The organism is Undibacterium sp. TJN25, assembly GCF_049339885.1.
Lineage (GTDB): Bacteria > Pseudomonadota > Gammaproteobacteria > Burkholderiales > Burkholderiaceae_D > Undibacterium.
Genome location: NZ_JBMPPM010000007.1, coordinates 279,050 through 301,927 on the forward strand (window position 1 = coordinate 279,050; position 22,878 = coordinate 301,927).

At 59.4% G+C, this 22,878-nt stretch carries 25 protein-coding genes; 10 read left to right on the forward strand and 15 right to left on the reverse strand.

Translation table 11 applies throughout. The features are described 5' to 3' along the window. Nucleotides 1–111: 111 nt before the first annotated feature. Nucleotides 112–1,296, reverse strand: a complete 1,185-nt coding sequence (locus tag ACO0LO_RS19365; protein WP_422966436.1) for a DesA family fatty acid desaturase — start codon at nt 1,294–1,296, stop codon at nt 112–114. Nucleotides 1,297–1,637: 341 nt separating this feature from the next. Here ACO0LO_RS19365 and ACO0LO_RS19370 point away from each other — a divergent pair, with 341 nt between their 5' ends. Next, nucleotides 1,638–2,228, forward strand: coding sequence for a DinB family protein (locus ACO0LO_RS19370; RefSeq protein WP_422966438.1), 591 nt, complete (start codon nt 1,638–1,640; stop codon nt 2,226–2,228). A 29-nt stretch (nt 2,229–2,257) separates the two neighbouring features. Here the strand turns inward: ACO0LO_RS19370 and ACO0LO_RS19375 are convergent, their stop codons facing one another. Continuing rightward, entirely contained in the window at nt 2,258–3,181 is a 924-nt protein-coding gene (locus ACO0LO_RS19375; RefSeq protein ID WP_422966442.1) for an AraC family transcriptional regulator N-terminal domain-containing protein, read from the reverse strand. A gap of 159 nt (nt 3,182–3,340) precedes the next feature. On the opposite strand from ACO0LO_RS19375, the gene ACO0LO_RS19380 reads away from it, so the two are divergent. Next, nucleotides 3,341–4,123, forward strand: coding sequence for an SDR family NAD(P)-dependent oxidoreductase (locus tag ACO0LO_RS19380; protein ID WP_422966444.1), 783 nt, complete (start codon nt 3,341–3,343; stop codon nt 4,121–4,123). Nucleotides 4,124–4,214: 91 nt separating this feature from the next. On the opposite strand, the gene ACO0LO_RS19385 is transcribed toward ACO0LO_RS19380, so the two are convergent. After that, nucleotides 4,215–4,625: a hypothetical protein gene (locus tag ACO0LO_RS19385; RefSeq protein ID WP_422966445.1), complete on the reverse strand. Its 411-nt coding sequence runs from the start codon at nt 4,623–4,625 to the stop codon at nt 4,215–4,217. Nucleotides 4,626–4,837: 212 nt separating this feature from the next. Here ACO0LO_RS19385 and ACO0LO_RS19390 point away from each other — a divergent pair, with 212 nt between their 5' ends. Beyond that, a complete protein-coding gene (locus ACO0LO_RS19390; RefSeq protein ID WP_422966447.1) occupies nt 4,838–5,416 on the forward strand; it encodes a rhomboid family intramembrane serine protease in 579 nt (192 codons plus the stop codon). A gap of 52 nt (nt 5,417–5,468) precedes the next feature. Here ACO0LO_RS19390 and ACO0LO_RS19395 read toward each other — a convergent pair whose 3' ends face one another. Further along, nucleotides 5,469–6,206 carry an SDR family oxidoreductase gene (locus ACO0LO_RS19395; RefSeq protein WP_422966448.1) on the reverse strand — a complete coding sequence of 246 codons (738 nt, stop codon included), beginning with the start codon at nt 6,204–6,206 and terminating at the stop codon, nt 5,469–5,471. Between the two features lie 86 nt (nt 6,207–6,292). Between ACO0LO_RS19395 and ACO0LO_RS19400 the strand changes: the two genes are divergently transcribed. Then, entirely contained in the window at nt 6,293–6,811 is a 519-nt protein-coding gene (locus ACO0LO_RS19400) for a DUF1993 domain-containing protein (protein WP_422966450.1), read from the forward strand. Between the two features lie 375 nt (nt 6,812–7,186). On the opposite strand, the gene ACO0LO_RS19405 is transcribed toward ACO0LO_RS19400, so the two are convergent. Beyond that, the gene (locus ACO0LO_RS19405; protein ID WP_422966452.1) at nt 7,187–7,549 is read right to left on the reverse strand and encodes a GIY-YIG nuclease family protein; all 363 of its coding nucleotides are present in this window, start codon (nt 7,547–7,549) and stop codon (nt 7,187–7,189) included. Further along, nucleotides 7,542–8,081: a hypothetical protein gene (locus ACO0LO_RS19410; protein ID WP_422966453.1), complete on the reverse strand. Its 540-nt coding sequence runs from the start codon at nt 8,079–8,081 to the stop codon at nt 7,542–7,544. Before ACO0LO_RS19410 ends, ACO0LO_RS19405 begins: the two co-directional genes overlap by 8 nt. A gap of 540 nt (nt 8,082–8,621) precedes the next feature. On the opposite strand from ACO0LO_RS19410, the gene ACO0LO_RS19415 reads away from it, so the two are divergent. Then, a complete protein-coding gene (locus ACO0LO_RS19415; RefSeq protein ID WP_422966455.1) occupies nt 8,622–10,175 on the forward strand; it encodes a long-chain-fatty-acid--CoA ligase in 1,554 nt (517 codons plus the stop codon). Nucleotides 10,176–10,319: 144 nt separating this feature from the next. On the opposite strand, the gene ACO0LO_RS19420 is transcribed toward ACO0LO_RS19415, so the two are convergent. The 4 genes from ACO0LO_RS19420 to ACO0LO_RS19435 form a co-directional block, all read right to left on the reverse strand. After that, entirely contained in the window at nt 10,320–10,679 is a 360-nt protein-coding gene (locus ACO0LO_RS19420) for a DUF1428 domain-containing protein (protein ID WP_422966457.1), read from the reverse strand. 193 nt (nt 10,680–10,872) lie between these two features. After that, entirely contained in the window at nt 10,873–11,508 is a 636-nt protein-coding gene (locus ACO0LO_RS19425; RefSeq protein WP_422966459.1) for a LysE family translocator, read from the reverse strand. A gap of 129 nt (nt 11,509–11,637) precedes the next feature. Next, the gene (gene grxC / locus ACO0LO_RS19430; RefSeq protein WP_422966461.1) at nt 11,638–11,898 is read right to left on the reverse strand and encodes a glutaredoxin 3; all 261 of its coding nucleotides are present in this window, start codon (nt 11,896–11,898) and stop codon (nt 11,638–11,640) included. A 93-nt stretch (nt 11,899–11,991) separates the two neighbouring features. After that, nucleotides 11,992–12,528: a carboxymuconolactone decarboxylase family protein gene (locus ACO0LO_RS19435; RefSeq protein WP_422966463.1), complete on the reverse strand. Its 537-nt coding sequence runs from the start codon at nt 12,526–12,528 to the stop codon at nt 11,992–11,994. Between the two features lie 169 nt (nt 12,529–12,697). On the opposite strand from ACO0LO_RS19435, the gene ACO0LO_RS19440 reads away from it, so the two are divergent. Further along, nucleotides 12,698–13,630 (forward strand): AraC family transcriptional regulator, encoded by a 933-nt coding sequence (locus tag ACO0LO_RS19440; protein ID WP_422966464.1) that lies wholly within the window; start codon nt 12,698–12,700, stop codon nt 13,628–13,630. Between the two features lie 69 nt (nt 13,631–13,699). Here ACO0LO_RS19440 and ACO0LO_RS19445 read toward each other — a convergent pair whose 3' ends face one another. Continuing rightward, the gene (locus ACO0LO_RS19445) at nt 13,700–14,590 is read right to left on the reverse strand and encodes a LysR family transcriptional regulator (protein WP_422966466.1); all 891 of its coding nucleotides are present in this window, start codon (nt 14,588–14,590) and stop codon (nt 13,700–13,702) included. Between the two features lie 136 nt (nt 14,591–14,726). Here ACO0LO_RS19445 and ACO0LO_RS19450 point away from each other — a divergent pair, with 136 nt between their 5' ends. Both ACO0LO_RS19450 and ACO0LO_RS19455 read left to right on the forward strand, forming a co-directional pair. Next, a complete protein-coding gene (locus tag ACO0LO_RS19450) occupies nt 14,727–15,578 on the forward strand; it encodes a pirin family protein (protein WP_422966468.1) in 852 nt (283 codons plus the stop codon). 133 nt (nt 15,579–15,711) lie between these two features. Further along, complete coding sequence (locus tag ACO0LO_RS19455; protein WP_422966470.1) at nt 15,712–16,131, forward strand: DoxX family protein; 420 nt, start codon at nt 15,712–15,714, stop codon at nt 16,129–16,131. Between the two features lie 170 nt (nt 16,132–16,301). Here the strand turns inward: ACO0LO_RS19455 and ACO0LO_RS19460 are convergent, their stop codons facing one another. The 3 genes from ACO0LO_RS19460 to ACO0LO_RS19470 all read right to left on the reverse strand — a co-directional run bounded on the left by ACO0LO_RS19460 (nt 16,302) and on the right by ACO0LO_RS19470 (nt 19,495). Next, a complete protein-coding gene (locus tag ACO0LO_RS19460; protein ID WP_422966472.1) occupies nt 16,302–17,687 on the reverse strand; it encodes an FAD-containing oxidoreductase in 1,386 nt (461 codons plus the stop codon). Nucleotides 17,688–17,917: 230 nt separating this feature from the next. After that, nucleotides 17,918–18,943, reverse strand: coding sequence for an alpha/beta fold hydrolase (locus tag ACO0LO_RS19465; protein ID WP_422966474.1), 1,026 nt, complete (start codon nt 18,941–18,943; stop codon nt 17,918–17,920). Between the two features lie 111 nt (nt 18,944–19,054). Then, on the reverse strand, nt 19,055–19,495 hold the full coding sequence (locus tag ACO0LO_RS19470; protein WP_422966476.1) for a helix-turn-helix transcriptional regulator: 441 nt from the start codon (nt 19,493–19,495) through the stop codon (nt 19,055–19,057). A 475-nt stretch (nt 19,496–19,970) separates the two neighbouring features. Between ACO0LO_RS19470 and ACO0LO_RS19475 the strand changes: the two genes are divergently transcribed. Further along, complete coding sequence (locus tag ACO0LO_RS19475; RefSeq protein WP_422966478.1) at nt 19,971–20,657, forward strand: hydrolase; 687 nt, start codon at nt 19,971–19,973, stop codon at nt 20,655–20,657. Between the two features lie 98 nt (nt 20,658–20,755). Next, the gene (locus ACO0LO_RS19480) at nt 20,756–21,697 is read left to right on the forward strand and encodes an alpha/beta fold hydrolase (protein WP_422966480.1); all 942 of its coding nucleotides are present in this window, start codon (nt 20,756–20,758) and stop codon (nt 21,695–21,697) included. Nucleotides 21,698–21,873: 176 nt separating this feature from the next. On the opposite strand, the gene ACO0LO_RS19485 is transcribed toward ACO0LO_RS19480, so the two are convergent. After that, entirely contained in the window at nt 21,874–22,638 is a 765-nt protein-coding gene (locus ACO0LO_RS19485) for an SDR family oxidoreductase (protein WP_422966482.1), read from the reverse strand. Nucleotides 22,639–22,878 lie beyond the last annotated feature (240 nt).

Sequence of the window (22,878 nt, forward strand, 5' to 3'; positions counted from 1 at the left end):
TGATCTGTACGCTAGCGAACGCTGAAACATTTCTGCAATGTCATTTTCTGCACAAAAAAAACCGGCATGCTGGAAGCACGCCGGCCGGTTTTTCTATGCAGAAGCTACAGGCTAGGCATAACAGCGCAGCCTTTGTGAAAATTCCACCAGCGGCTTAATTCCGCTTGTTTCTGCCTTGTGGCACCAGTCCTGCAACTGCTTGACCAGCTGTTCCGACGTGGCGGTGGAGCGGCCCCATATCGCGGCAAGCTCATGGCGCATCGCATACATCGTCTGCAAGGCATGCGAGCGGGACAGCGCATCTGCCAGCTTAAGCCGGTCGGCGTCATGCAGCGAATCATTGTCCTGGCCCAGCAAGGGCTTGACCGTTTCCAGTACCTGCGCCTCGTTTGGGGATTGCCGGCGCAGCTTGCCCAGTTCTTCCGCATAGGTGCGCTTCAGCGATTTGGCATACTTGGCCAGCACATCGTAGCGGTGGCGTATCACGGCCTGCAAGACCTCCGGGTCCGGCACCGGCTTGGCCGATGAAAACTGCGGCTTGGGCGCCACATGCTTGACGCGCGCCAGGCCCAGGGTTTCCAGGATGCGGATATACAGCCAGCCTATGTCGAACTCATACCACTTGCTGGAAAGCTTGGCCGATGTCGGATAAGCGTGATGGTTGTTGTGCAGTTCCTCGCCGCCGATGACGATGCCCCAGGGGAAAATATTGGTGCTGGAATCCTCGGTGGACCAGTGGCGGTAGCCCCAGAAATGGCCGACGCCGTTGATGACGCCGGCAGCCCAGAACGGTATCCATGCGATTTGCGTCAGCAGGATCAGCACCCCGGGCACCAGGCCGAACAAAGCAACGTTGGTCAGGCCCATCAGCGTCAACCCAAGTATCACATAGCGCGAATAGACATTGCGCTCCACCCAGTCGTCCGGCGTGCCGGCGCCGTAGCGCTGCATGGTATCGTCATTGCTGCTTTCCTTGACGTACAGCACGACCCCGCCCCACAGCACCCGGTTGATGCCATGGATTTGCGGGCTATGCGGATCATCGACCGTGTCGCATTTGGCGTGATGCTTGCGGTGGATCGCAGTCCACTCCTTGGTCACCATGCCCGTCGTCAGCCATAGCCACAGGCGGAAGAAATGGCTGGCTATCGGGTGCAGATCCAGCGAACGGTGCGCCTGATGGCGGTGCAGGAAAATCGTGACGGACGCGATGGTGATGTGGGTCAGGCCCAGCGCAATAATCACCAGCCCCCACCAAGGCAGGTCAAACAGGCCAGAAAACAGGAAAGCTTCCATTTACCCCTCTTTTGCGTGTTGCATATAGACCGTCAATATAGGCTGGATCAGCCGCAAGCAGGTTGATCCAGGTCAAATCCCGGCAGGAAGCGTTAACACCGGCACATGCCGTCGTTACGGGTTATGCGTTATTCCATATTAACCGAATACGACAAACGATCCGTAAAATGATGCAAAGCATTATCCTGCGCTACCCTTGGAACCGTATATGGCTGCTGTGTCCTGTTATGCAATGTGCCCGGAGCAACATACGCATACCTGCAATTTTGTAAGCCATTGCCTATGCTATATTTTCAGGCCGGTGCCGCTGTGGCCTGCATTAACCTTGTTCAAGAGCAAAAATGATGAATCCGCTATCCCACCATTTCCTGACAATGGCCTATAACAATGCGTGGTGCAACCACCGGTTGCTGAAGGCCTGCGCACAGCTGAGCCAGCAGGACTTCACTGCGCCGCGCACCAGCTTCTTCCCCACCATTCGCGCGACGCTGGGGCACATCATTACCGTGGACTGGTTTTACCTGGATGCCCTGGAGCGCGAGTTGCGCGGTGAGCCGCCCCACGAGGATTGCCGCCGTTTCTTCACCAACCGTGAGCCCTTCGACACCTGCGCAGAACTGCAGCCGCAGCAGGCAGAAACCGACCGCAGGCTGATCGCCTATTGCGAAGCCCAAGCAGATGCCGACCTTGGCCGCCAGGTGACGATAGAACGTCCGGCTAAAACGCAGCGCGATACCCGCACCCGCCTGCTGGCGCACTTGTTCCAGCACCAGATACACCATCGCGGGCAAGTGCATGCGATGCTGTCCGGCACCGATGTGGCGCCGCCGCAACTGGATGATTTTTTCTGCGCGGGCGACGCCGGCCTGCGTGCCGGCGATTTTGCGGACCTTGGGTGGACGGAAGAACTGGTGTGGGGTAAGCCCGACTGAGGAGCTCAACCAGCTCCCTCTTCGCCGGCTTATGCAGCGGCAGTTCGCAGCGCGACCACATCGCGCCGCGGCGGCGCGCCGAACATGCGCGCATATTCACGGCTGAACTGCGACGAGCTTTCATAACCTACCTGGAATGCCGCCGTTTCCACGCTAGCGGCATTGGTCATCATCAGCCGGCGGGCTTCCAGCAGGCGCAGCTGTTTCTGGTATTGTAGCGGCGTCATCGCTGTCAGCTGCTTGAACTGGCGGTGGAAAGCCGACGCACTCATCTGCGCCGCCAGCGCCAGCTCATCTACCCTCACTACTTCGGTAAAGCGTTCGCGCAGGATGTGGATGGCATGCACGACACGCTGCGCATGGCTGTTGGCCAGCGTGAGCCTGGCGATTTCACTGCCGTGCGGGCCGCTCAGCAGCCAATAGCAAATCTCCCGCATGATGGCTGGATACAGCGCCGGTATCGCCTTGGGCGTGTCCAGCAGGCGCACCATGCGCAGCACGCAATCGGCCATCGGCCCATCGAAATCGGTAACGAAGACACCCGAGCCGCCGGCCCCTTTGTCGCCGCCGGCCTTCGGCGGCGCATCCAGTTCTTCCATTACATCTCGCATGATGGCAAGGTCGAATTCGACGATCACCCCAAGATAGGGTTCCTCCGGGCTGGCCTCTGCCACCCTGCCGCTGGCCGGCATTTCCACACTGACGACCAGCGCCTGTCCGGCCCGGTAGTCGAAACGCCGGTTCCCGAACACCGTCCATTTCGCGCCCTGCACGACGACGCATAGCGCCGGCTTATAGATCAGGTGGCTGGGCTGTTTTTCATGGTCTGAGCGCAGGATAGTCAGCCCCTGGACGGCGGTGCGATACGGGTTCGCACCGGGCCTTTCGTCCGTATAGCGTTTGACAAGTTCCAGCAAGGCATCCGGCATGGCGTTTTCCTCAGAAGGTTGCAAGGGATTTTCAGTCAATTCCCTTAGCGGCCATTATAGGCGTGGGTATAGGCGCGGGTTCAGAAAAAAGCAGGAATAGGCAGGAAATGGCTGAGTTCCGGCATTCATGCGCAGCCGCCACGGCAGTACCATGCCCCCACACCACTCAACCAGGAGCATGCCATGAACACCGACTACACCCGCGTTTCCACTTCCACCAAAATCGCCATCGTCACCGGCGGCAGCCGCGGCCTGGGCCGTAATACCGTACTCAATCTCGCCAGCCGCGGCGTTGACATCATCTTCACTTACCATTCCAATACGGCCGAAGCGGACAATGTTGTTGCGGCGGTCAAGGACATCGGCCACAAGGCGGTGGCACTACAACTGGACACCGGCAATGCCGGCTCTTTCAGCAGTTTTGTGCAGAAAGTACAACAAACCCTGGGCGAGCTCGGTGCGCAGCGTTTCGACTATCTGGTCAACAATGCAGGCACCTCGCTGCACAAGGCATTCGAGCAGACGACCGAAGAAGAACTGGATACCATCTATAACATCCACTTCAAGGGTGTGTTTTTCCTGACGCAGAAGCTGCTGCCGCTGATCAACGATGGCGGCAAGATCATCAACGTGTCTTCGGGGCTGACACGCGTTGCCTTCCCGGGGATTGCGGCCTATTCATCGATCAAAGGCGCCGTTGAGGTGCTGACGCGCTGCCTGGCGAAAGAACTCGGCCCGCGCGGCATTTCCGTCAACACCGTCGCTCCCGGCGCCATCGCAACCGATTTCAGCGGCGGCGTGGTGCGCGACAATCCCGAGGTCAACAAGCGTGTTTCCGACATGACGGCGCTAGGGCGCGCCGGGCAGCCGGATGATGTAGGCCCGATGATCGCGTCGCTGCTGTCGGACGACAACCGCTGGGTCAATGCGCAGCGCATCGAAGTGTCGGGCGGCATGGCACCCTAGTCCGCTCAAAAACGGTAGCTTGGGCAAACGCCTCTCTGCCCAGCCTGCACACAGAAAGGCGCATGTCATTTGACGTGCGCCTTAGTCACTTTCAGCGTGTACGCGTCTTGCTGTCCAGCACGTACTTCTCGTCCAGTGCTTCCACGTTGGAATACTGGACGGGCAGCATCAGGCGGATCTCTTTCATCGGGCTGCTGTCCACCTCAAACTTGTAGCCATCCACCAGTTGTGGCTGGCCGCCAACACGGCGGATCACGCGGTAGGTACCGCGCGGCAGGATGGACGGCACCCACCAGGACGTAGTGCCGGGGCTGATGCCGGGGCCGTAGTTATACAAGGGCTTTGTATGTTCGCTCCAGTCGGCAGCGAATTGCGCTGCATCCGCAGTACCGGTAGCGGGCGCGGTTGCAGGGGCGGCCGCCTGCTGCGCAGGCGTCGCACAGGCGCCCAGCGCCAGCAACACCGCGGCGCTCAGGAAAACAGAAGGAATGCGTATGGACATGGCCGATACTCCTTTCAATGCCGAGGGACCGTTCCTCCAGGCTTATCTCATTGTACTGCTTCACAAAAATAAAGCCGGGCTCAATGAAGGCCGCTTTCTTTATGGAACGATTACTTGTATCCTCGCTAAGCAATCTGCCTGCGTCTGGCATGCACTGCAGCGTATTATCGTCATCTCTTACCACTACGTGGTGTTCACCCACATCGCCATCAATGAACTTATCGAAAAATTTTGCCGTCACCATCATCCTGATCGCTGCCAGCGTCGCCGTCGCCCTGCTGTCCAATCTGGGCTCTTCGCATGCTGTGCTGCAATACCTGTATATCGCCGCACCCGGCACGCACGGCTACGACAGCATCGCCGCCGGCCAGCTATGGCGGCTGGTGACGCCGATCTTCATCCATTTCGGCTTCCTGCACATATTTTTCAACCTGATGTGGATATGGGATCTGGGCCGGATGATAGAACTCATCCGCGGAACCCGCTTCTACCTGATTTTTGTGCTGCTGGTCGGCATTGCCTCCAATGTGATGCAGTTCAGCGTCACGCATTCACCCTACTTCGGCGGCATGTCCGGCGTTATCTACGGCCTGCTGGGGTATGTATGGATGCAGTCGCGCCGGCCGGGTGCCAGCTTTGAGCTGCACAAGAACACGGTCGTGATGATGCTGGTGTGGTATGTGGTCTGCTGGACCGGCCTGCTGGGGCCGATTGCCAACTGGGCACACACCGGCGGCCTGCTGATGGGTGTGCTTGTCGGTTACCTGGACAAGGGCCGCGTCCGGCGCTAGGCAGGCGCAATCCACGCCGGATTGCTTGACTGATCCGGCGGCACCCGTATGCCTATGCGGGCTTTACTTCCCGCAAATCCGCCACCGCCAGTTCGCCGAACTGCTCGCCCAGCAGATAGTCCACCAGGCGGCGCGCACAATCCTCGGCCGAGACCAGATCGCCGTTGCGTTTGAAACCTTCAAACTTCTCGCGCTGCGGGAAATTTTCCACCGGCGTGGCGCGAATTTCCGCCTGCATGTCGGTATCGATGATGCCGGGTGCGAGGCTGCAGATTTTCAGTGCCGGCGTCTGGTCCAGCGCGGCAGCACGCGCGTGATGGTCCACCGCAGCCTTGGTCGCACAGTAGATGCTCCAGCCCGCAGTGGCATTGCGGCCCGCACCGCTGGACACATGCAGGATGCGCTTGTCGTCTGCATGACCGGCAGCGGCAGCAAACGCCGCCGCCAGCAGCAGCGGCGCCGTAACATTAACGCTGACGGTACGCGCAATCGCGGCCAGATCATGCGTCTGGATCGCGCCCACCGGCTGCAGCATGCCGGCATTATTGATCAGCACAAGCGATTTGCTGTCACCGATAAAATCCTGCAGCGCGCCGCTTGCCAGCCATGCCGTCAAGGCAGCCGTATCGGACAAATCCAGCGCCGCCTGTTTAAGCGTATCGGGGAAACTCTGTGCCAGCGCGTCATTGCCGGCGCGGGCCAGGCCCAGCACGGGGATGTTGCGCGACAGCAGTGTGGCGGCGATGGCGGCGCCGAGGCCGCGGGTATGTCCGGTCAGTATGGCTTTCATGGGCTATTATCCTTGGATGGTTTTCAGCAAAAGTCGGGCTAAGCTGCTACTCTATCTGAAATTCACCATTCTTGAGAGGAGCCATCATGTCGCTTACCATGTACCGCGTTTCCGTTCCCGTCTTCGTGCGCGGCCTGCGCGTGCTGTCTTCACTGCTGGAGAAGGCATCCGCCCATGCACAGGAGCATGGCATTCCTTCCGAAGTGCTTATCAACGCGCGGCTGGCGCCGACCATGCTGCCACTGGCGGCCCAGGTGCAGCGCGCCAGCGATTCATCCAAGCTGGCGATAGAACGGCTGAGCGGCATCCCCGCGCCGCACTTTGCCGACAAGGAAACCACCTTTGTGGAACTGGAAGAAAGGATAGCGCTGACGATCAACTATCTGGAAAGCGTGGACGAATCGCAGCTGAACGCCAGCGAAGACACTACCGTGGTCCTGAGCTTTGGCGAATTCAAACCCAGCTTCAAGGGCAGCGACTACCTGCTCAGCTTTGCAATCCCCAACTTCTTTTTCCATGTCACCACCGCACATGACATCCTGCGCCACAACGGCGTGGCGATAGGCAAGCGCGACTACCTCGGGCCTTATACGCCACCGGCATAGATCTAGCCTGCATAAAGCCCCCTCTCCCGCGTGCGGGAGAGGGTTGGGGTGAGGGGAGTTAAATTGGGTTACAGATTTTTTACACCAGTGCCGGCAAAGAGCGGTGGCTGACGGCGGTCTATTTTTTTTGCGAGCCCAGGTCCGCAAACTTTTCAACTCAGATTGACGCCCCTCACCCTGGCCCTCTCCCGCACGCGGGAGAGGGGATTTAAAGCGGTGCACCTAATCCCTACGTAGCCTGGGTGGAGCGCAGCGCAACCCGGGATTTGGCTCGCGGACTAGCCCTCCGACTTTGATCATCACACGTGTTTGCGATTGCCGGAATCTGTTCCAGCATCCTGATGTGCTCCCGGATTGCGCTGCGCTCCATCCAGGCTACACGCCACCTTGCTTGTACATCGTCGAAACTGCCTCAGGATTCGCTTGCCGCCAGGCTTTCAGCATGTCTTCCAGCGCCGCCGCATAATCGAAATCCGGCTCTGCCCTTTCTTCCAGCGGCTGCACTACTTCCATCACAAAGCCCTGCTCTCCGTCACGCGCCCAGTCCTGCTGTAGCGCCTTGCAGCGGTGCACTCCGCGCTGTAATTCGAAGCGGTGGCGGTTCATCGCGCCGGTAGTATTGGTGCTGGTATCGACAAAACAGGCGCCGGTGGCCAGGTTGCGAATGACGTACAGCCCGTGCGGCGTCAGCGCCATCTTGTAGGCAAATTTCAGTTGTGCTTTCTTGAGCTTATCCACGGCGGCTCCCCGACAAGGCACGGCGCTGTGCATGCAGGCGCTGCACGCTCAGGTGCTGCCAGGCCGCGCTGCCATAGCCGGCGGCAAGGTTGCGGCCTATGTCGGCCCAGGCAGGGTCGTCCGGGTCCAGCCCCAGGTGGCGCAGGTAGTGTTCGCCGGTGACGACAAACTGGCGCCGGTAAGGCAGCAGGAAACGGCGCGCTTCATTCTGCAGGCATTCCTGCGCCAGTGGGTAGCTGGCAAACCAGTGGTTCAGGAACACGGCGCTTTCACCCTCGCACCAGAAATCACCCATGTCGTCGCCCGCATGCGATTCGCCGCCCAGCACGGTGCGTGCATGCTCCCATTGAGCGAAGCCGTTTTCTCCGGCGACGATGTTGAGGCTGTGCTTCAGCTGCCAGCTTTCAGGCAAGGGCCAGCGGCGCTTCTTGCTGATGCGCTGCGCGCGGGCGAGCGCTTCCGGCTGCGCGCTTTCCAGCGCGTTCAGCAACAGGCGGGCACGGGTTTTCAGTTCGGTGACGGCGGCGCTCATGGCTGCGGCTCCACAATCAAACATGAATTAAGGCAGGGATACAAGCTATGGCCATTTGCAGCGGCCAGGAAAAAAGACGGGGATAACATGACAATGCTCCTGTTCGTTTTTTGGCTACCCCGCTGTCGCCAAACGAAACATGCGCTTATCACATCAAAAGAAATATGATGAACTCTAGGGTGAGAGCCTCTTGTGCGGGCAGGCGTCCCTAAACACCTGAAGCCGGAGTGTAGTGCATGTTGGCGGCAGCGGTCAATAGGCCGGCTCGAACAAAAAAGCGCCTTGCGCAGCGCCTGCCTGCGTTTTAGGCAGGACAACAATACCATTTAAAATCAGTTACTTGCAAACAGCCAAGGCAGCTTATCCACAGGATTGCACACATTTTTTGTGAACAAATAGCGAGGCTCCATTTTTTACGCTATTTGCCATATTGATCAGGTAAAATCATTTGCAGCCGGCGCCCGCCGGTAAAAAAATCGCGCGCCATCCCACAAAAAAACAGCGATTGCCAGTCCGATAAACTGCCGACAGGAGACATGCATGCTCAACTACGCCGCCAACCTCAGCCGCAATGCGACGCTGATGCCCAGCAAGATCGCGCTCCGCTTTGGCGAAACCAGTATCAGCTATGCGCAGCTGGACGCCGCCGCCAGCCAGGTGGCCAACGGCCTGAAGGCCATGGGCATCGCCAAGGGCGACAAGGTCGTGCTGTCCTGTCCCAACCTGCCCTACTTCCCCATCATCTATTACGGCATCCTGAAGCTGGGCGCCGTAGTGGTGCCCATCAACGTGCTGCTGAAAGCGCGCGAGGTGGCCTACCATCTGCTGGATTGCGACGCCAAGGCTTTCCTGTGCTTTGAAGGCACGCCGGAACTCGCCATGGGCAAAGAAGGCTGGGAAGGTTTCCGGCAGGCAGAAAGCTGCCCGCATTTTGTGATGATCACCGCCGACCCGGCCAAGCCCTCCCCCATAGAAGGCTGCCGCACGCTGGGCATGATGATGAAGGACCGCTCGCCTGCTTTCAACATCGAGCTGACGGACGCCAACGACACTGCGGTAATCCTGTACACATCCGGCACCACGGGCACGCCCAAGGGCGCCGAGCTGACGCATTCCAATATCGCGATGAACATCCAGATCTGCCAGAACCTGATGAAGATGGACAGCCGCGATACGCAGTTGCTGGTGCTGCCCCTGTTCCATACCTTCGGCCAGACGGTGCAGATGAACGCCGTCATCGCCGCCGGTGCGACGATGGTGCTGCTGGCACGCTTTGACCCGGACGCTTCGCTCGCCGCCATGCAAAAACACAAGGTCACGATCTTTGCCGGCGTGCCCACAATGTATATCGCGCTGCTGAACCTACCCGGCGCGGCGGAGCGGCATGACCTGAAAGAAATCGCCACCAACCTGCGGCTAGGCCTGTCCGGCGGCGCGGCGCTGCCGGTGGAAGTCATACACCAGTTTGAAGACAGGTTCGGCATCAAAATACTGGAAGGCTACGGCCTGTCGGAAACCAGCCCCGTGGCCACCTTCAGCAACCTGGATTTCCCGTCCATCCCCGGCAGCGTGGGCCAGCCTGTCACCGGCGTGGAAGTGCGCGTCGTCGATGAAAACGACCTGCCGCTGCCTGTCGGCGAGGCCGGCGAAATCGTCGTGCGCGGCCATTGCGTGATGAAGGGTTACTACAAGCGCCCCGACGCCACCGCCGCCGCCATCCGCAACGGCTGGCTGCATACCGGCGACATCGGCAAAAGCGACGAACACGGCAACTTCTACATCGTGGACAGGCTGAAGGACATGATCATCCGCGGCGGTTTCAACGTCTATCCGCGCGAGCTGGAAGAAGTGCTGATGACGCACCCGGCACTGGCGCTGGCCGCGGTCATCGGCGTGCCGCACGAATTGCACGGCGAAGAGATCAAGGCCGTCGTCGTGCTGCGCGCCGGCCAGCAAGTCACGCCGGACGAGCTGGTGGCATGGGGCAAAGAGAACATGGCGGCTTACAAATATCCGCGTATCGTGGAGATAGTGGCGTCATTGCCGATGACCGCGACCGGGAAGATATTGAAGCGGGCGTTGAAGGTGGCTTAGCGAGAATTTTCTTCGCCGTAGTGCCGTAGGGTACGTTAGCGAAGCGTAACGTACCAGCAATGCCCACACGGTGCGTTACGCTTCGCTAACGCACCGTACAAAAATCGGGTTATATCGGAACCTTGGGCAGATGAAGCCTTTCCTTCACAAATCCAGCATCATTTCAAACCCGCCATAAATCATCCGCTTGCCGTCGAAGGGCACCGCGTCCGGGCTCATCATGCCGGCAAAGCGCGGATCCTTGACGGCTTTCTCGTTGATGGCATCGCGCTGCTCGCGCGATTCGTAGACTATCCATGAGAAGATGACGATCTCCCCTTCTTCCAGATTCACGCTTTGCGGAAACGAAGTCAGCTTACCGGGCTTGACGTCGTCGGCGACGCATTCACGGTATTCCAGCGCGCCAAGCTCGCGCCAGATCGCGCCGCATTTGCGCGACATGTCGCGGTAGGCGTCCAGGTTCTTTCTGGGAAGCGGCAAGACAAAGCCATCGACATAGGGCATGATGTTCTCCTCGGAAAAACATTCCGCAGGGCGCGCGGCGTGCCCGCTGGTTTGCCACATCAGCTTAGCCACCGCGGCCGGAGAAAACAAGCAGTTTTCATATTGCGCAAAAGATGGGAAGCCTGCCGCGAGGAAAACAGGGCCATTATCAAGACCACTAATAACTACCAACGCCGCTGCGCGGGCAAGCTTGCTAGATTTCCCCTGCCGTCGCCACCAGGCGTATGCCCAGCAAACCCATGACGCCGCCGGCCACCCTGTCTATCCAGCTTTTGTAGCGCAGGTAGGCGTCGCGCGGCGATGCCGAGGACAGCATCATCGCGACGACGCTGTACCAGCCCGCTTCTATGCAAAAAATCACAAGGGGCAACGACAGGAGCAGCGCCATCGGCACATCATGCGGCATCAGCGATGCGAAAACGCTGCCGTAGAAGATGGCGGTCTTGGGGTTGCTGAGCTGGGTGCCGAGGCCGAGCAAAAAGGAACGCCTGGCACTTTGGCGCGGCGCGCCGCTGTTGCCATCGTTTGCCGTCAATGGCGATGCGGCGCCCATCCAGATCTTGTAGCCGAGATAGGCAAGGTAAGCACCGCCGGCGATCTTCAACAGCATATACAGCGTAGGCACTGACGCCATCACGGTTTGCAGGCCGAGCAGCGCGGCAGCGGCAAACAGGCTACCGCCTAAACCCATGCCGGCAGCAGCTGCCAGGCCGTTGGCACGGCTGGATGTCACCGCCGTGCGCGCAACCATCACAAAGCTGGGGCCGGGGCTCATCGCACCGATGACGATGGCGCCGGCGATGCTGAGGGCTGTCATTGCTGTGTTCATGCTGGCCTGCTCTTTCACAAGGATGAAGGGGATTTCAATTCTTGTGGAAGATTATCAGTTTTTGCGCGGGTATGCCGGGCTAGTATTGAAGATTGGCACCCTACCGAACCATGCCCGTCCTGATGGCGTTTACAGCATCGCCTCCAGCTTGCCCTGCCTGTCCAGCTTCAGCAGGTCATCATAGCCGCCCACATGCAGGTCGCCGATAAAAATTTGTGGCACAGTGCGCCTGCCGCTGCGGGCCATCATCTGCTGCAGCTGCTGCTGGTCGGCACTGACATTGATCTCGGTAATCTCCGCACCTTTGGCGCCCAGCAGGTGCTTGGCCATCATGCAGTAGGGGCAAGTGTCGGTACTGTAGACGGTGACTGTTTGCGTTTGTTCCATCATATCCTCCATATGTTCGTGACGAAAAATCCGTTGCGGTAAAGCGGCGGATGCCTGTTGCGGCAGGCATCCGGCCCTGTGCTTGGCGTCCTGTTATCAGTCCGCCGCAGGGAAATCGATGACAGTGTCGTTCACACGGTTGAAGATGTTGGTGAACGTGATGGCGGCGATGACCATCGAAATGTCGGCAAGCTGCGCGTCGGTGAAGCCGGCGGCTTTTACAGCACCCAGCACTTCAGCAGGCACGGTGCCGCGTGTCGTGATCAGGTAGCGGGCAAAGCTTGCCAACGCGTCGTTATGCACGTCGCCTGATGGCTGGCCATGGCGCAACGCCAGGATGGCTTCGCGGCTCAGGCCCGCTTTTTTGCTCATTGCTGTATGAGCGGCCACGCAGTAGTCACAATCGACTGCTTCGCTGACGGAGACTTTGATGACTTCTATTTCCTTGGTGCTAAGGCTGCTTTTTTTAACGGCGCCATCCAGTGTCAGTACGGCTTCCAGTGCGACCGGGCTGTTGCTGCCCAGCGTGGCATAGGCATTGGGCACCATGCCGGCGGCGCTTTTGATGGCGGCGAACAGTTGAGCGGCTTGGCCGGTGGCTTCGGAGATTGCTGGGTTGTAAAGACGTGTCATGATCATTTCCTTATAAAAGTTGGGGAGTGTTGCGATGTCAACGTCGTGTTGGCATGGAGAGAAGTATAGGCACAAGCATTGTTTATTTTAATGCTCATAAAGCGCTATAATTTGCTCAAACGTCTCAAACGTCTCAAATGTTTCAAACATCGCCAACTGAGGAAAACCCATGGACGCCCTGAGCCGCCTGCTGACGCTCTACCCGCTACGCACCGCGCTGGATGTGCGCTGCCATTTCAAGGCGCCCTGGATACTGGAGCACGCAAGCACGGCGCCCGGCACCGCGTCTTACCACCTGATCGTATCCGGCCAAGCCTGGCTGGACGCCGCGGGGGAAAAAGGCATGGCCTTGCAGAGCGGCGACATCATCGTCTTTCCCAAAGGGCATGCCCACCGCTTGCACATGGAGGGAGACGAAGGCAGCGTGACGGCGGCCACGCCCAACCGGCTGATGGACGGCCCGGAGGTCGTGCGCCTGGTCGGCAATGACGGCAGCGGCGCCGTGACGGAGATCATGTGCGGCGAGTTCACCTTTGAAGCCGGCGCCAATGTATTGCTGAATGCATTGCCGGAACTGCTGTTGGTGCGTACCGCGGGGCGACAGGATTTTGCCGGCCTGCAGGCGCTGATCACGATGCTGCGGCTGGAAACGGATACGATGCGGCCGGGCGCCAGCGCGGTAGTGTCGCAACTGTCTTCCGCTTTGTTTGCGCTGGTGATCAGGGCCTGGCTGGAACAGGCAAAATCAATGTCGGGCATGCTCGCCGTGCTGGCCGAGGAACGTCTGCAGGCACTGTTGCAGGCCATGCTGGCGGCGCCGGAAAAACCCTGGGAACTGAAAGACATGGCCGCGGCCTGCCACATGTCGCGCGCGACGTTTGCCCGGCTGTTTCGCAGCGTGGCGGGCATCACGCCGGCCACGCTGCTGATGCAAACCCGCATGGCGCAGGCCGCGCAATGGCTGGCGCAGGGCAAGCGCAGCGTGGGTGAAATCGGCGAAGCGGTGGGCTACCAGTCGGAAGCCGCTTTCAATCGCGTTTTCAAGCGCAGCTTCGGCGTGGGGCCGGGCCAGTACCGGCGCAATGCAAAGCAGACGGGCTGAGCACTGACGCTGGCTGAAAGCATCTGAAGGTGTCTAAAAGCATCTGCAGCCGGCTGGAGGCGCCGGATCTTACTGCTGCTTCAGCCGATTGACAAACCAGCGGCCCGCCGGCCCCGGCGGCGCGTCCTTGAGGTGGATGGCATGCATGGAAAATGCATGGCCTGTCATCGTCATCGCTTCCAGCGTCACCGGCACCAGGCTGCCGCGCGCAAAATCCTCCTCCACCATGTGCAGCGGCATATGTCCCCAGCCTAACCCGGCGCGCAGAAAGGCGTGCTTGGCGCCCAGATCCGCCAGCCGCCAGGTCTGGGGCGACAGCACGCCGAAGTTGCGGCCCTCCGTCAGCGGAGAGCGGTCGGTCAGCACCAGTTGCACATACTGGGATGCCACCGCGCGCGAAATCAGCCCGCCCAGCACGGCAAGCGGATGCCCCGGCGCCACCACGGTGACCACCGGCGTGCTGAGCAGGTAATCAGACGCAAACTGCTCCGGCACCTCCGGCAACGAGCCCACGATGCCGATGCGACAGCGGCCGTCCAGCACCGGCTGCACCACGGCGCCCAACGCCTCCACATACAGGCGCAACGGCGTGGTGGGGAAAGCAGCGTGGAAAGCCTGCACCGCCTCCGTCAGCCGCGCAATGGGGAACATGACATCCACCGATACCGCCAGCTCCGGTTCCAGCCCTTCGGCCAGCGTGCGCGCCTTGGCCTTGAACACATCCATGCTGTGCGCCGCCGCCCTGGCGTCCGCCAGCAGCGCGCGCCCGGCCTCGGTCAGTTGCGGGTAGCGGCCGGTGCGCTCAAACAGCGCAAAGCCGACCTGCTCTTCCAGATTGGCCAGCGTATGGCTGACTACCGACTGCGCGCGCCGCAGCTTGCGCCCCGCGGCAGAAAAACTTCCCTCTTCGGCAGCGGCAATAAAGGTGCGCAACTGGTCCATGGACATGGCATCAAGCATCTATCTTCTCCTTGGATACATTCCATCTAAATATATAGGCTTTTACGATAACAGTATAGCGCCTATCATTCCTCCATCGCTTCACACACCAGCTTGGTGAATCAAATCAGCTTAACGAAATAACAAGGAGCATCAGATGAACCAGATTTTCACACCCCTTGCCGAAAAGGCATCCGCAGCCGTCGATGCACGCAAGATCATCTACCGCACGAAGGGCAAGGCACATGGCGGCATTACGCGGCTGGTGAGCCCCGGTGACCTGGGAGAACTGATCAAGCCTTTCGTGTTCCTGGACCTGTTCAGCATGTCGGCCGGCGGCCCTGCGATGAACATGCACCCGCATTCCGGTATCGCCACCGTGACGGTCGTGCTGGACGGCAGCCTGGAATACCGCGAAACCACCGGTCAGCATGGCACGCTCTCCAAGGGCGGCGTGGAATGGATGAGCGCCGGCGGCGGCGTCTGGCACGGCGGCAATGCCGTGGACCATGTGCGCGGCTTCCAGTTATGGCTGGCCTTGCCGCAGCAGGATGAAAACAGCCCCGCCCACAGCCGCTACATGGGGCAGGAAGAAGTACAGGCAGAGGGCCCGGTGCGCGTCATCATCGGCAATTACGGCAAGGCAGGCAGCAAGATCACCACCAGCGCCTCCATCAATTACCTGCAGGTGACGCTGCGCGACGGCGAACGCTGGCGCTACCAGCCGCCCGCCGGCCACACGGTAGCCTGGGCTGCCAATGCCAGCGGCAAATTGCATGTGGCCGGCGCAGTGCTGGACAAGGAAGTGGCGGTGTTCCAGGAATCTAACGCGGCACTGGAATTTGTGGCGGAAGGCGATACCGAATTCGTTATCGGCTCTGCAGTCAAGCACCCGCATGAACTGGTCACCGGCTATTACTCGGTACACACCAGCAACGAGGCACTGCAACGCGGCGAAACCGAAATCCGCCGCATAGGCGCAGAGCTGCGCGCCGCAGGAAAACTGTAATTTTTTGCGCCTGCACCGCCGCCGGCCCGGACGACGCAGGCGCAGTACGAATAGCACGGGCTTGTTTTAAACCCTAATACAACACTTAATGCAATATTCACGCACCACTAACGCACAATGTGCAGGAGCTATCATGAACAATACATCCGTCAATTCTTCCTCCGTCCCTTTCATCGGCCGCCTGCTGATGTCAGCAATCTTTTTACTGAGCGGCGTCGGCAAGCTGGCCGCACCCGCCGGCACCATAGGCTATATCGCGTCCAGCGGCCTGCCTTTTGCCACGCTGGGTTTCATTGTGGCAGTCATTGTGGAAGTCGGTGGCGGTGTGCTGCTGGTGCTGGGTTATAAAACCCGCCTTGTGGCCTCGGTGCTGGCTCTCTTTACCATCGCCGCCGGCCTGGCTTTTCACCATGCCTTTGGCGACCAGAACCAGATGATCCATTTCCTGAAAAACCTGGCAATGGCAGGCGGCCTGTTGCAGGTAGCGGCCTTCGGCGCCGGCGCTTACAGCCTGGATAACCGCACACCCGCTATTGCACAGCGCACCGCGTAAGCGAATGGCAAAAATGCCCCGGCCGCAATAAGGCCGGGGCATTTTTTTGCGTAAAAAAGAGAACCGTCGCATTGATGAAGCGCAGCGCAATCCGGGAGCAATCCACAAGTCTTGGATGCATATCCCGGATCGCGCTGCGCTCCAGGCAGGCGACCAGCCCCCCTCGTCCATCACTCCAGCGGCTTCAAATCCTCCAGCATCGTCGGTATCAATTCCGATACCGTGGGATGAATGTGCATCGCGTGCGTAATCGTTGTATACGGCGCCCCCGCATACATCACATCCAGTATGCCGTGTATCGCTTCATCGCTCTCTATGCCCAGCAGCGACGCGCCCAGTATCTTCTTGCTGGCCGCATCCACCAGCACGCTCATGAAACCCTGCGTCTCGCCGCGCTCCCTGGCCCGCCCTACCCTGGTCATGGGCATCTTTGCCTTTAACAACTTGCGGCCGGTGGCGCGCGCCTCGGCTTCGCTCATGCCGACGCGGGCCAGTGGCGGATCGATAAACAGCGCGTAGGCGGTAATGCGGTCGCTGATTTTTCGCTCTTCCTGGGTGAACAGGTTGGCGGCGACAATCTCATAATCATTGTACGAAGTGTGCGTGAAGGCGCCGCGGCCATTGACATCGCCCATGGCCCAGATGCCGGTGACATTGGTATGCAGCTGCTCATCCACGGTAATGTAGCCGCGCGCATCGGTGAGGATGCCGGCCTTGTCCAGCCCCAGGTCCTGCGTATTGGGCGTGCGGCCCACGGCCAGCAGCAGATGCGAGCCCGCCACCTGCCCGCGCTGGCCCTCCTCCCCATAGCTCAGCACCACATCAGCACCATTTTTTGCAGCCTGCAGCTTTTTCGCGTTGCAGAGAATGGTGATGCCTTCTTTTTCCAGGATGGCCTGCACGGCGGCAGACACTTCCGGGTCTTCGCGGCTGACAATGCGGGGGCCGTTTTCCAGCACCGTGACCTGGCTACCGAAGCGGCGGTACATCTGCGCAAATTCCAGCCCTATATAGCTGCCGCCGATGATCAGCAGGTGTGGTGGCAGGAAATCGATCTCCATCATGCTGGAATTGGTCAGGTAATCCACCTGGTCCAGGCCGGGGATATCGGGCACCAGCGCGCGGCCCCCGGTGTTGATGAAAATCTCCGACGCATGCAGCTGCGTTTGGCTGCCGTCTATCGCCAAGGTATACGGGCCGATGAAGCGCGCGTGGCCTTCGATCACGGTCAGGTTGGGCGTGCCACGCAGCCAGTTGGCAACGCCCTCGTTGGATTCCTTGACGACCGCATCCTTGCGGGCCTTGACCTGCTGCATATCGACACGGACAGCGCCGTCTATCAGCACGCCGTATTCCGCCGCGCGGCGCGCCATCCAGGCGGCACGCGCGCTGGCGATCAGCGTCTTGGTCGGTATGCAGCCGACATTGGCGCAGGTGCCGCCGAACAGTTTCCTTTCGACGATTGCTGTCTTCCTTCCAGACTTGGCCAGCTTCACCGCCAGCGAAGGCCCTGCCTGGCCGGTGCCTATGACAATTGCATCGTATCTGGTGTCCATATGCGCTCCGTGGGATGGCTGGTGTAGGATGATTTTACAGGCAACTTGCAGTTGAATGGAGAGCGGCGTGCGGGGTAATGTAGTTCGGATGGAGCATAGCGTAATCCGGGGATGGCTACCTGCGGCCTGTGGAGCACATCCCGGATTGCGCTGCGCTCCATCCAGGCTACAGCCCTCAATTTTCTACATCAGTTGAGAGGAGATTTAATCCGGCTGCGCTTATTTCATTTTTACTTCACCGCCTGCAAACCCGCCAGCAGCGCCTTATGAAACCCCTCCGGATCTTCCATCTGCGGCGCATGGCCCAGGCCGTGGAATTCCACCAGCGTGGCGCGCGGGATCATCTTGGCGACTTGCGTGCCGAGCACGTTGTAGCGGCCTACTTTGGCCTTCACGTCCGCCGGAGCGACATCGCTGCCGATGGCCGTGGTGTCCGCATCGCCTATCAGCAGCAGCACCGGCATTTTCAGCAGCGGGAATTCATAGACCACAGGCTGCGTAAAGATCATGTCGTAGATCAGTGCCGAATTCCAGGCCACCAGCTTGTGGCCGGGGCCCTGGTTCAGGCCCGCCAGCATATCCACCCAGCGCTCGTATTCGGGTCTCCAGCGGCCCACATAATAGGTGCTGAGCTCGTATTTACGCACGCCGTCGGCGGAGAGCTTCAGCTCGCGCTCATACCACTGATCCACATTGCGGTGCGGCACGCCCAGCGCCTTCCAGTCTTCCAGGCCTATCGGGTTCACCATCGCCAGCTGTTCCACCTGCTCCGGATACATCAGCGCATAGCGCGCCGCCAGCATGCCGCCGGTGGAATGGCCCAGCACCGTCACATGCTGCGCGCCCAATTTTTCCAGCAGGCCATGCGTGTTGATTGCCAGTTGCTGGAAGGTGTACTGGTAATAAGCGGGCTTGGTAGATGTGCAAAAACCGATCTGGTCCGGCACGACAACGCGGTAGCCGGCGGCGCTCAGCGTGCGCATGCTCTCTTCCCACGTGGCCCCGCAAAAATTCTTGCCGTGCATCAGCACCATCGTGCGGCCATTGGGCGTGCCGGTGGCGGCCACGTCCATGTAACCCATTTTTAGATGCTGGCCCTGGCTGTCGAACTCATAGCTTTTCAGCGGATAGGGATAAGTAAAGCCTTGCAGCTCCACGCCATAGGAGGGAGCTGCAGGCGCAGAGGTTTGCGCGATTGCGCCGGAGAATGCGCATGCCAGCACAAGGCTGAGCGAAGAAAGTAAAAAACGGGGCATGTGGGGCCTGTTGATGTATGAGCGAAATAGATAGATGTAGAGCGGTCCGGATACGTGGCGCGGCTTGGCGATGGCAGCGGCGCCACACGTAATGTAGCACCGAGTGCGCAATTATGTCGGCGGCGTATCCCGCAGGAAAGCAGACGCGCTGCGAGCGATCAACGCATCGGCACCGTGCACGGCCTCGCCGAGGTTTCTCAGGTAATCGCTGGGCGTGATCCCTATGACCTGCCGGAACATGCGCGTGAAGTGGCTATGGTCGCAAAAACCCAGTTCGGCGGCCAGCTGGGACAGAGGAAGCCCGCCGCCCTCCAGCCGCAGTCTTGCATGTTCAATGCGCCGCCGGGATACGAAGTTCATCGGGCTGTCGCCGGTTGTCACACGGAACATGCGCGCAAACTGCGAATTGCTCATGCATGCGGCGTTGGCCAGGGATGTCAGCGTCAACGCTTCGCCAATATTCGTGTCCACATAGATACGCACCCGTTCCATGGTGCCGGGTTTCAGTCCGCGCGGCGACGTTGCGCGCCGCGTTCGCCTTGATTGATCCATTTTCGGTTCTCCATCATTGATGCGAAACGAAAGCAAAAACAAACGCGCCTGCCGGTAGCCTTGATGCGGTGCAGTGGTGTTGCGGTGCAGGCCGGCCTGTGCCGAACAGTGTTTGAAGATGATAGCCCAGCAGAGTGAAGTCCGCATGACAATAGACAGGTTTTTTTAGCTCACGGCGAAGACAACTAATTACCTTATAGCACCATACAGCACCTTACAACACCATAGAGCGCCGAAGATAGCTTGGCGCCCAGCTTAAGCGGCAGTATCGCCTTTCCGGCCGGCCATATGGAAAGTCGCCGCCTCGGCGGCAACGCAAAGACAGCACAATCGTACTAGAGAAAATGGCCGCCCAAGAACAGACTGGATCGAAATTTGTCCTGATTTTGCCGGGATGAATTTTTCATCCCGATGCTTGCCCAAGCTAGGCTGAGCCGCATTCAAGTCAAACCCCTACCTCTCCAAGGAGAAACCCATGTCAAATCCAGGTGCAACAAAGCGTAGCGAAAAGGGATTGCTTACGCCGGATAACTGTGTCGTGACACTGATCGACCTGCAGCCGCAGATGCTGTTCGGCGTTTCCAACTTCGATCGCCAGAGCGTGATCAACAACAATATGCTGCTGGCAAAGGCGGCGCGGATTTTTAATGTGCCGATGGTGCTGACCACCGTCGAAAGCAAGAGCTTCAGCGGCAATATGTGGCCGCAGATACAGGCGATCTATCCGGACCAGGTTCCCATCGAACGTTCCAGCATGAATTCCTGGGATGACAAGAATTTTGTCGCTGCAATAGAAAAGACCGGCAAGAAGAAAATCGTGCTGGCCGGGCTGTGGACTGAAACCTGCGTTGCGCTACCCACCGTGCAGGCCATCCAGGACGGCTATGAAATCTATGTGGTGGAAGACTGCTGCGGCGATGTCAGCCAGCTTGCCCATGACAATGCGATGAAACGCGTGATACAGGCAGGCGCAAAACCGGTGACCGCATTGTCCACGCTACTGGAATGGCAGCGCGACTGGGCAGAAAAAGACACCTACGATGCCGTCATGGATATCGTAAAAACGCATTGCGGCGCATATGGCGTGGGCGTGGAATACGCCTACACGATGGTGCACGGCGCACCGGCATCCAAACCTGCTTCCTACATGATTCCGCGCTGAGCGGCCCAGGCTCCCTAGCCTGTATTGTCGGCTGTACCTTCCCGGCAGCACCAGTGCCACCGGGAAACATACCAATAACATTGAATAACAAGGCGACCATGACACGACGTACCTCCTCTTTCACCGCAATATTGGGCCTGGCATTATTGACGCTGCTTGCGCTTCCACTGCAAAACGCGGCTGCCGCGGCGCCTACGCTCCCGGCTGGATTTCACACCCGCACCGTCAGGACCGCGGATGGCGTGGATATCTTTGTCAGGTCCGGCGGCACCGGCCCGGCTGTGGTGCTGATCCACGGTTTCGGCGACACCGGCGACATGTGGGGACCGCTGGCGAAGCAGCTGGCTGCCACGCACACCGTCGTCGTGCCAGACCTGCGAGGCATGGGCCGCTCCTCCAGGCCAGCTTCGGGTTATGACAAGATGACGCAGGCTGGAGACATCCGGGCGGTGCTGACCGGGCTGGGGCAGGATCATGCGACGGTGGTCGGCCACGACATAGGCACCATGGTGGCCTATGCATACGCCGCGCGTTATCCGGACAAGGTGGACAAGCTGGTGGTGATGGATGCGCCGGTGCCCGGCGTGGCGCCATGGGACCAGATCATCCTGAGCCCGCAATTATGGCATTTCAATTTCGGCGGAAAGGATGCAGAGCGCCTGGTGGCCGGACGCGAGCGCATTTACCTGGACCGATTCTGGAATGAATTCGCCGGCGACCCTTCCAGGATAGATGAAGCAACACGCGCCTACTATACAAAACAATATGCGCAGCCCGGCGCCATGCGCGCGGCCTTTGCGCAATTCAACACCATTGCCGCCAAGGATGTTGCAGATAACCGGCTTGCCGCACAGACCAAACTGCCGATGCCGGTGCTGGCCATCGGCGGTGAAAAATCATTTGGCGCGAACATGGCGGGTGTGATGCGCAATGCCGCCACCAACGTGCAGCAGGAGGTGGTGCCAAATGCAGGCCACTGGCTGATGGAAGAAAGCCCGGACACAACGATCTCTCTGATTACAAAGTTTCTCAATAATTAAGGCTCTGCAAGCACTACAGACATAAGCGCGTCTCCTGCATTGCCCTGCCGTAGAAGGCAGTCAAGGCAATGCTTGGGCCTTGCCCCGGAAACAGGGCAAGGCTTTTTTACGGCTGCGGCTACTGCTGCCGCTGCTGCCGCAAATCAGCGAGTACAAAGAACATTTATGTGCGCGTATTATGTACGCGTAATCGAAGCGCCGCCGTCCACCAGCGATGCCGTGCCGGTGACAAACGATGAATCATCCGATGCCAGGTATAGCACCGAACGGGCCAGTTCTTCCGGTTTTGCCGCGCGTTTCAATGCATGCAGGCCGGTGACAAAGGCCTGGGATTCAGGTGTGTTGTTCATGTCGCGGTACATGTCGGTATCCACGGCACCCGGCAGGATCGCATTGACGCGCACGCCCTGTGGGCCGAATTCCGCGGCCAGCGCCTGCGTCAGGCCTATCAGGCCTGATTTGCTCGCAGCATAGGCAGCAACACCGGGAAATGCAAAGCTGTGGCCGACAAAAGTGGACGTGAAGATAATGGAGCCGGCGCCATTTTTCAGCATCGCAGGAATCTGGTGTTTCGCGCCCAGGAAGGCGCTGGTCAGGTTCACGTTCAGCGCATCGGTAAAGCCCTGCGCCGAAATACCGGTGCTGGGGCCCATCTCGCCGAGGATACCGGCGTTGTTGAATGCCACATCCAGCCGGCCGAATTTTGCAACCGCCAATTCCACCAGCGCCTGCGCATAGGCTTCCGACTGCACGTCGCCCGCCAGCGCAATGGCAATGCCACCTTCCGCGGTGATTTCCGCAACCAGGCTGTCAAGCTCGGCCTGGCGGCGCGCGCCAACCACCAGCTTGGCGCCTTCCTGTGCAAACAGTTTTGCAGTGGCACGGCCTATGCCTGCACTTGCGCCTGTAATGATGACGACTTTTTCGTTTAAGCGATTCATGATTGTTTCCCGGTATGGTGGATAAAGGTGTTTCACATTCCGGTAATGCGGTCTTGCTGCGGCGCGGTCTGTACAGCCACTATATGTTTCATCAGCCTCGCCAGCAATGCGCCAGGAATTGATGCATCGTTCATCATTTATGAATCATGGGTGGTTTGTCCCGAAGGCGGAGAGGATAATCTTGGGAAAGAAAATGCCGCAAGTTGAGGTTAAGCAATTTGTCCGCTATAGCCCCATTGC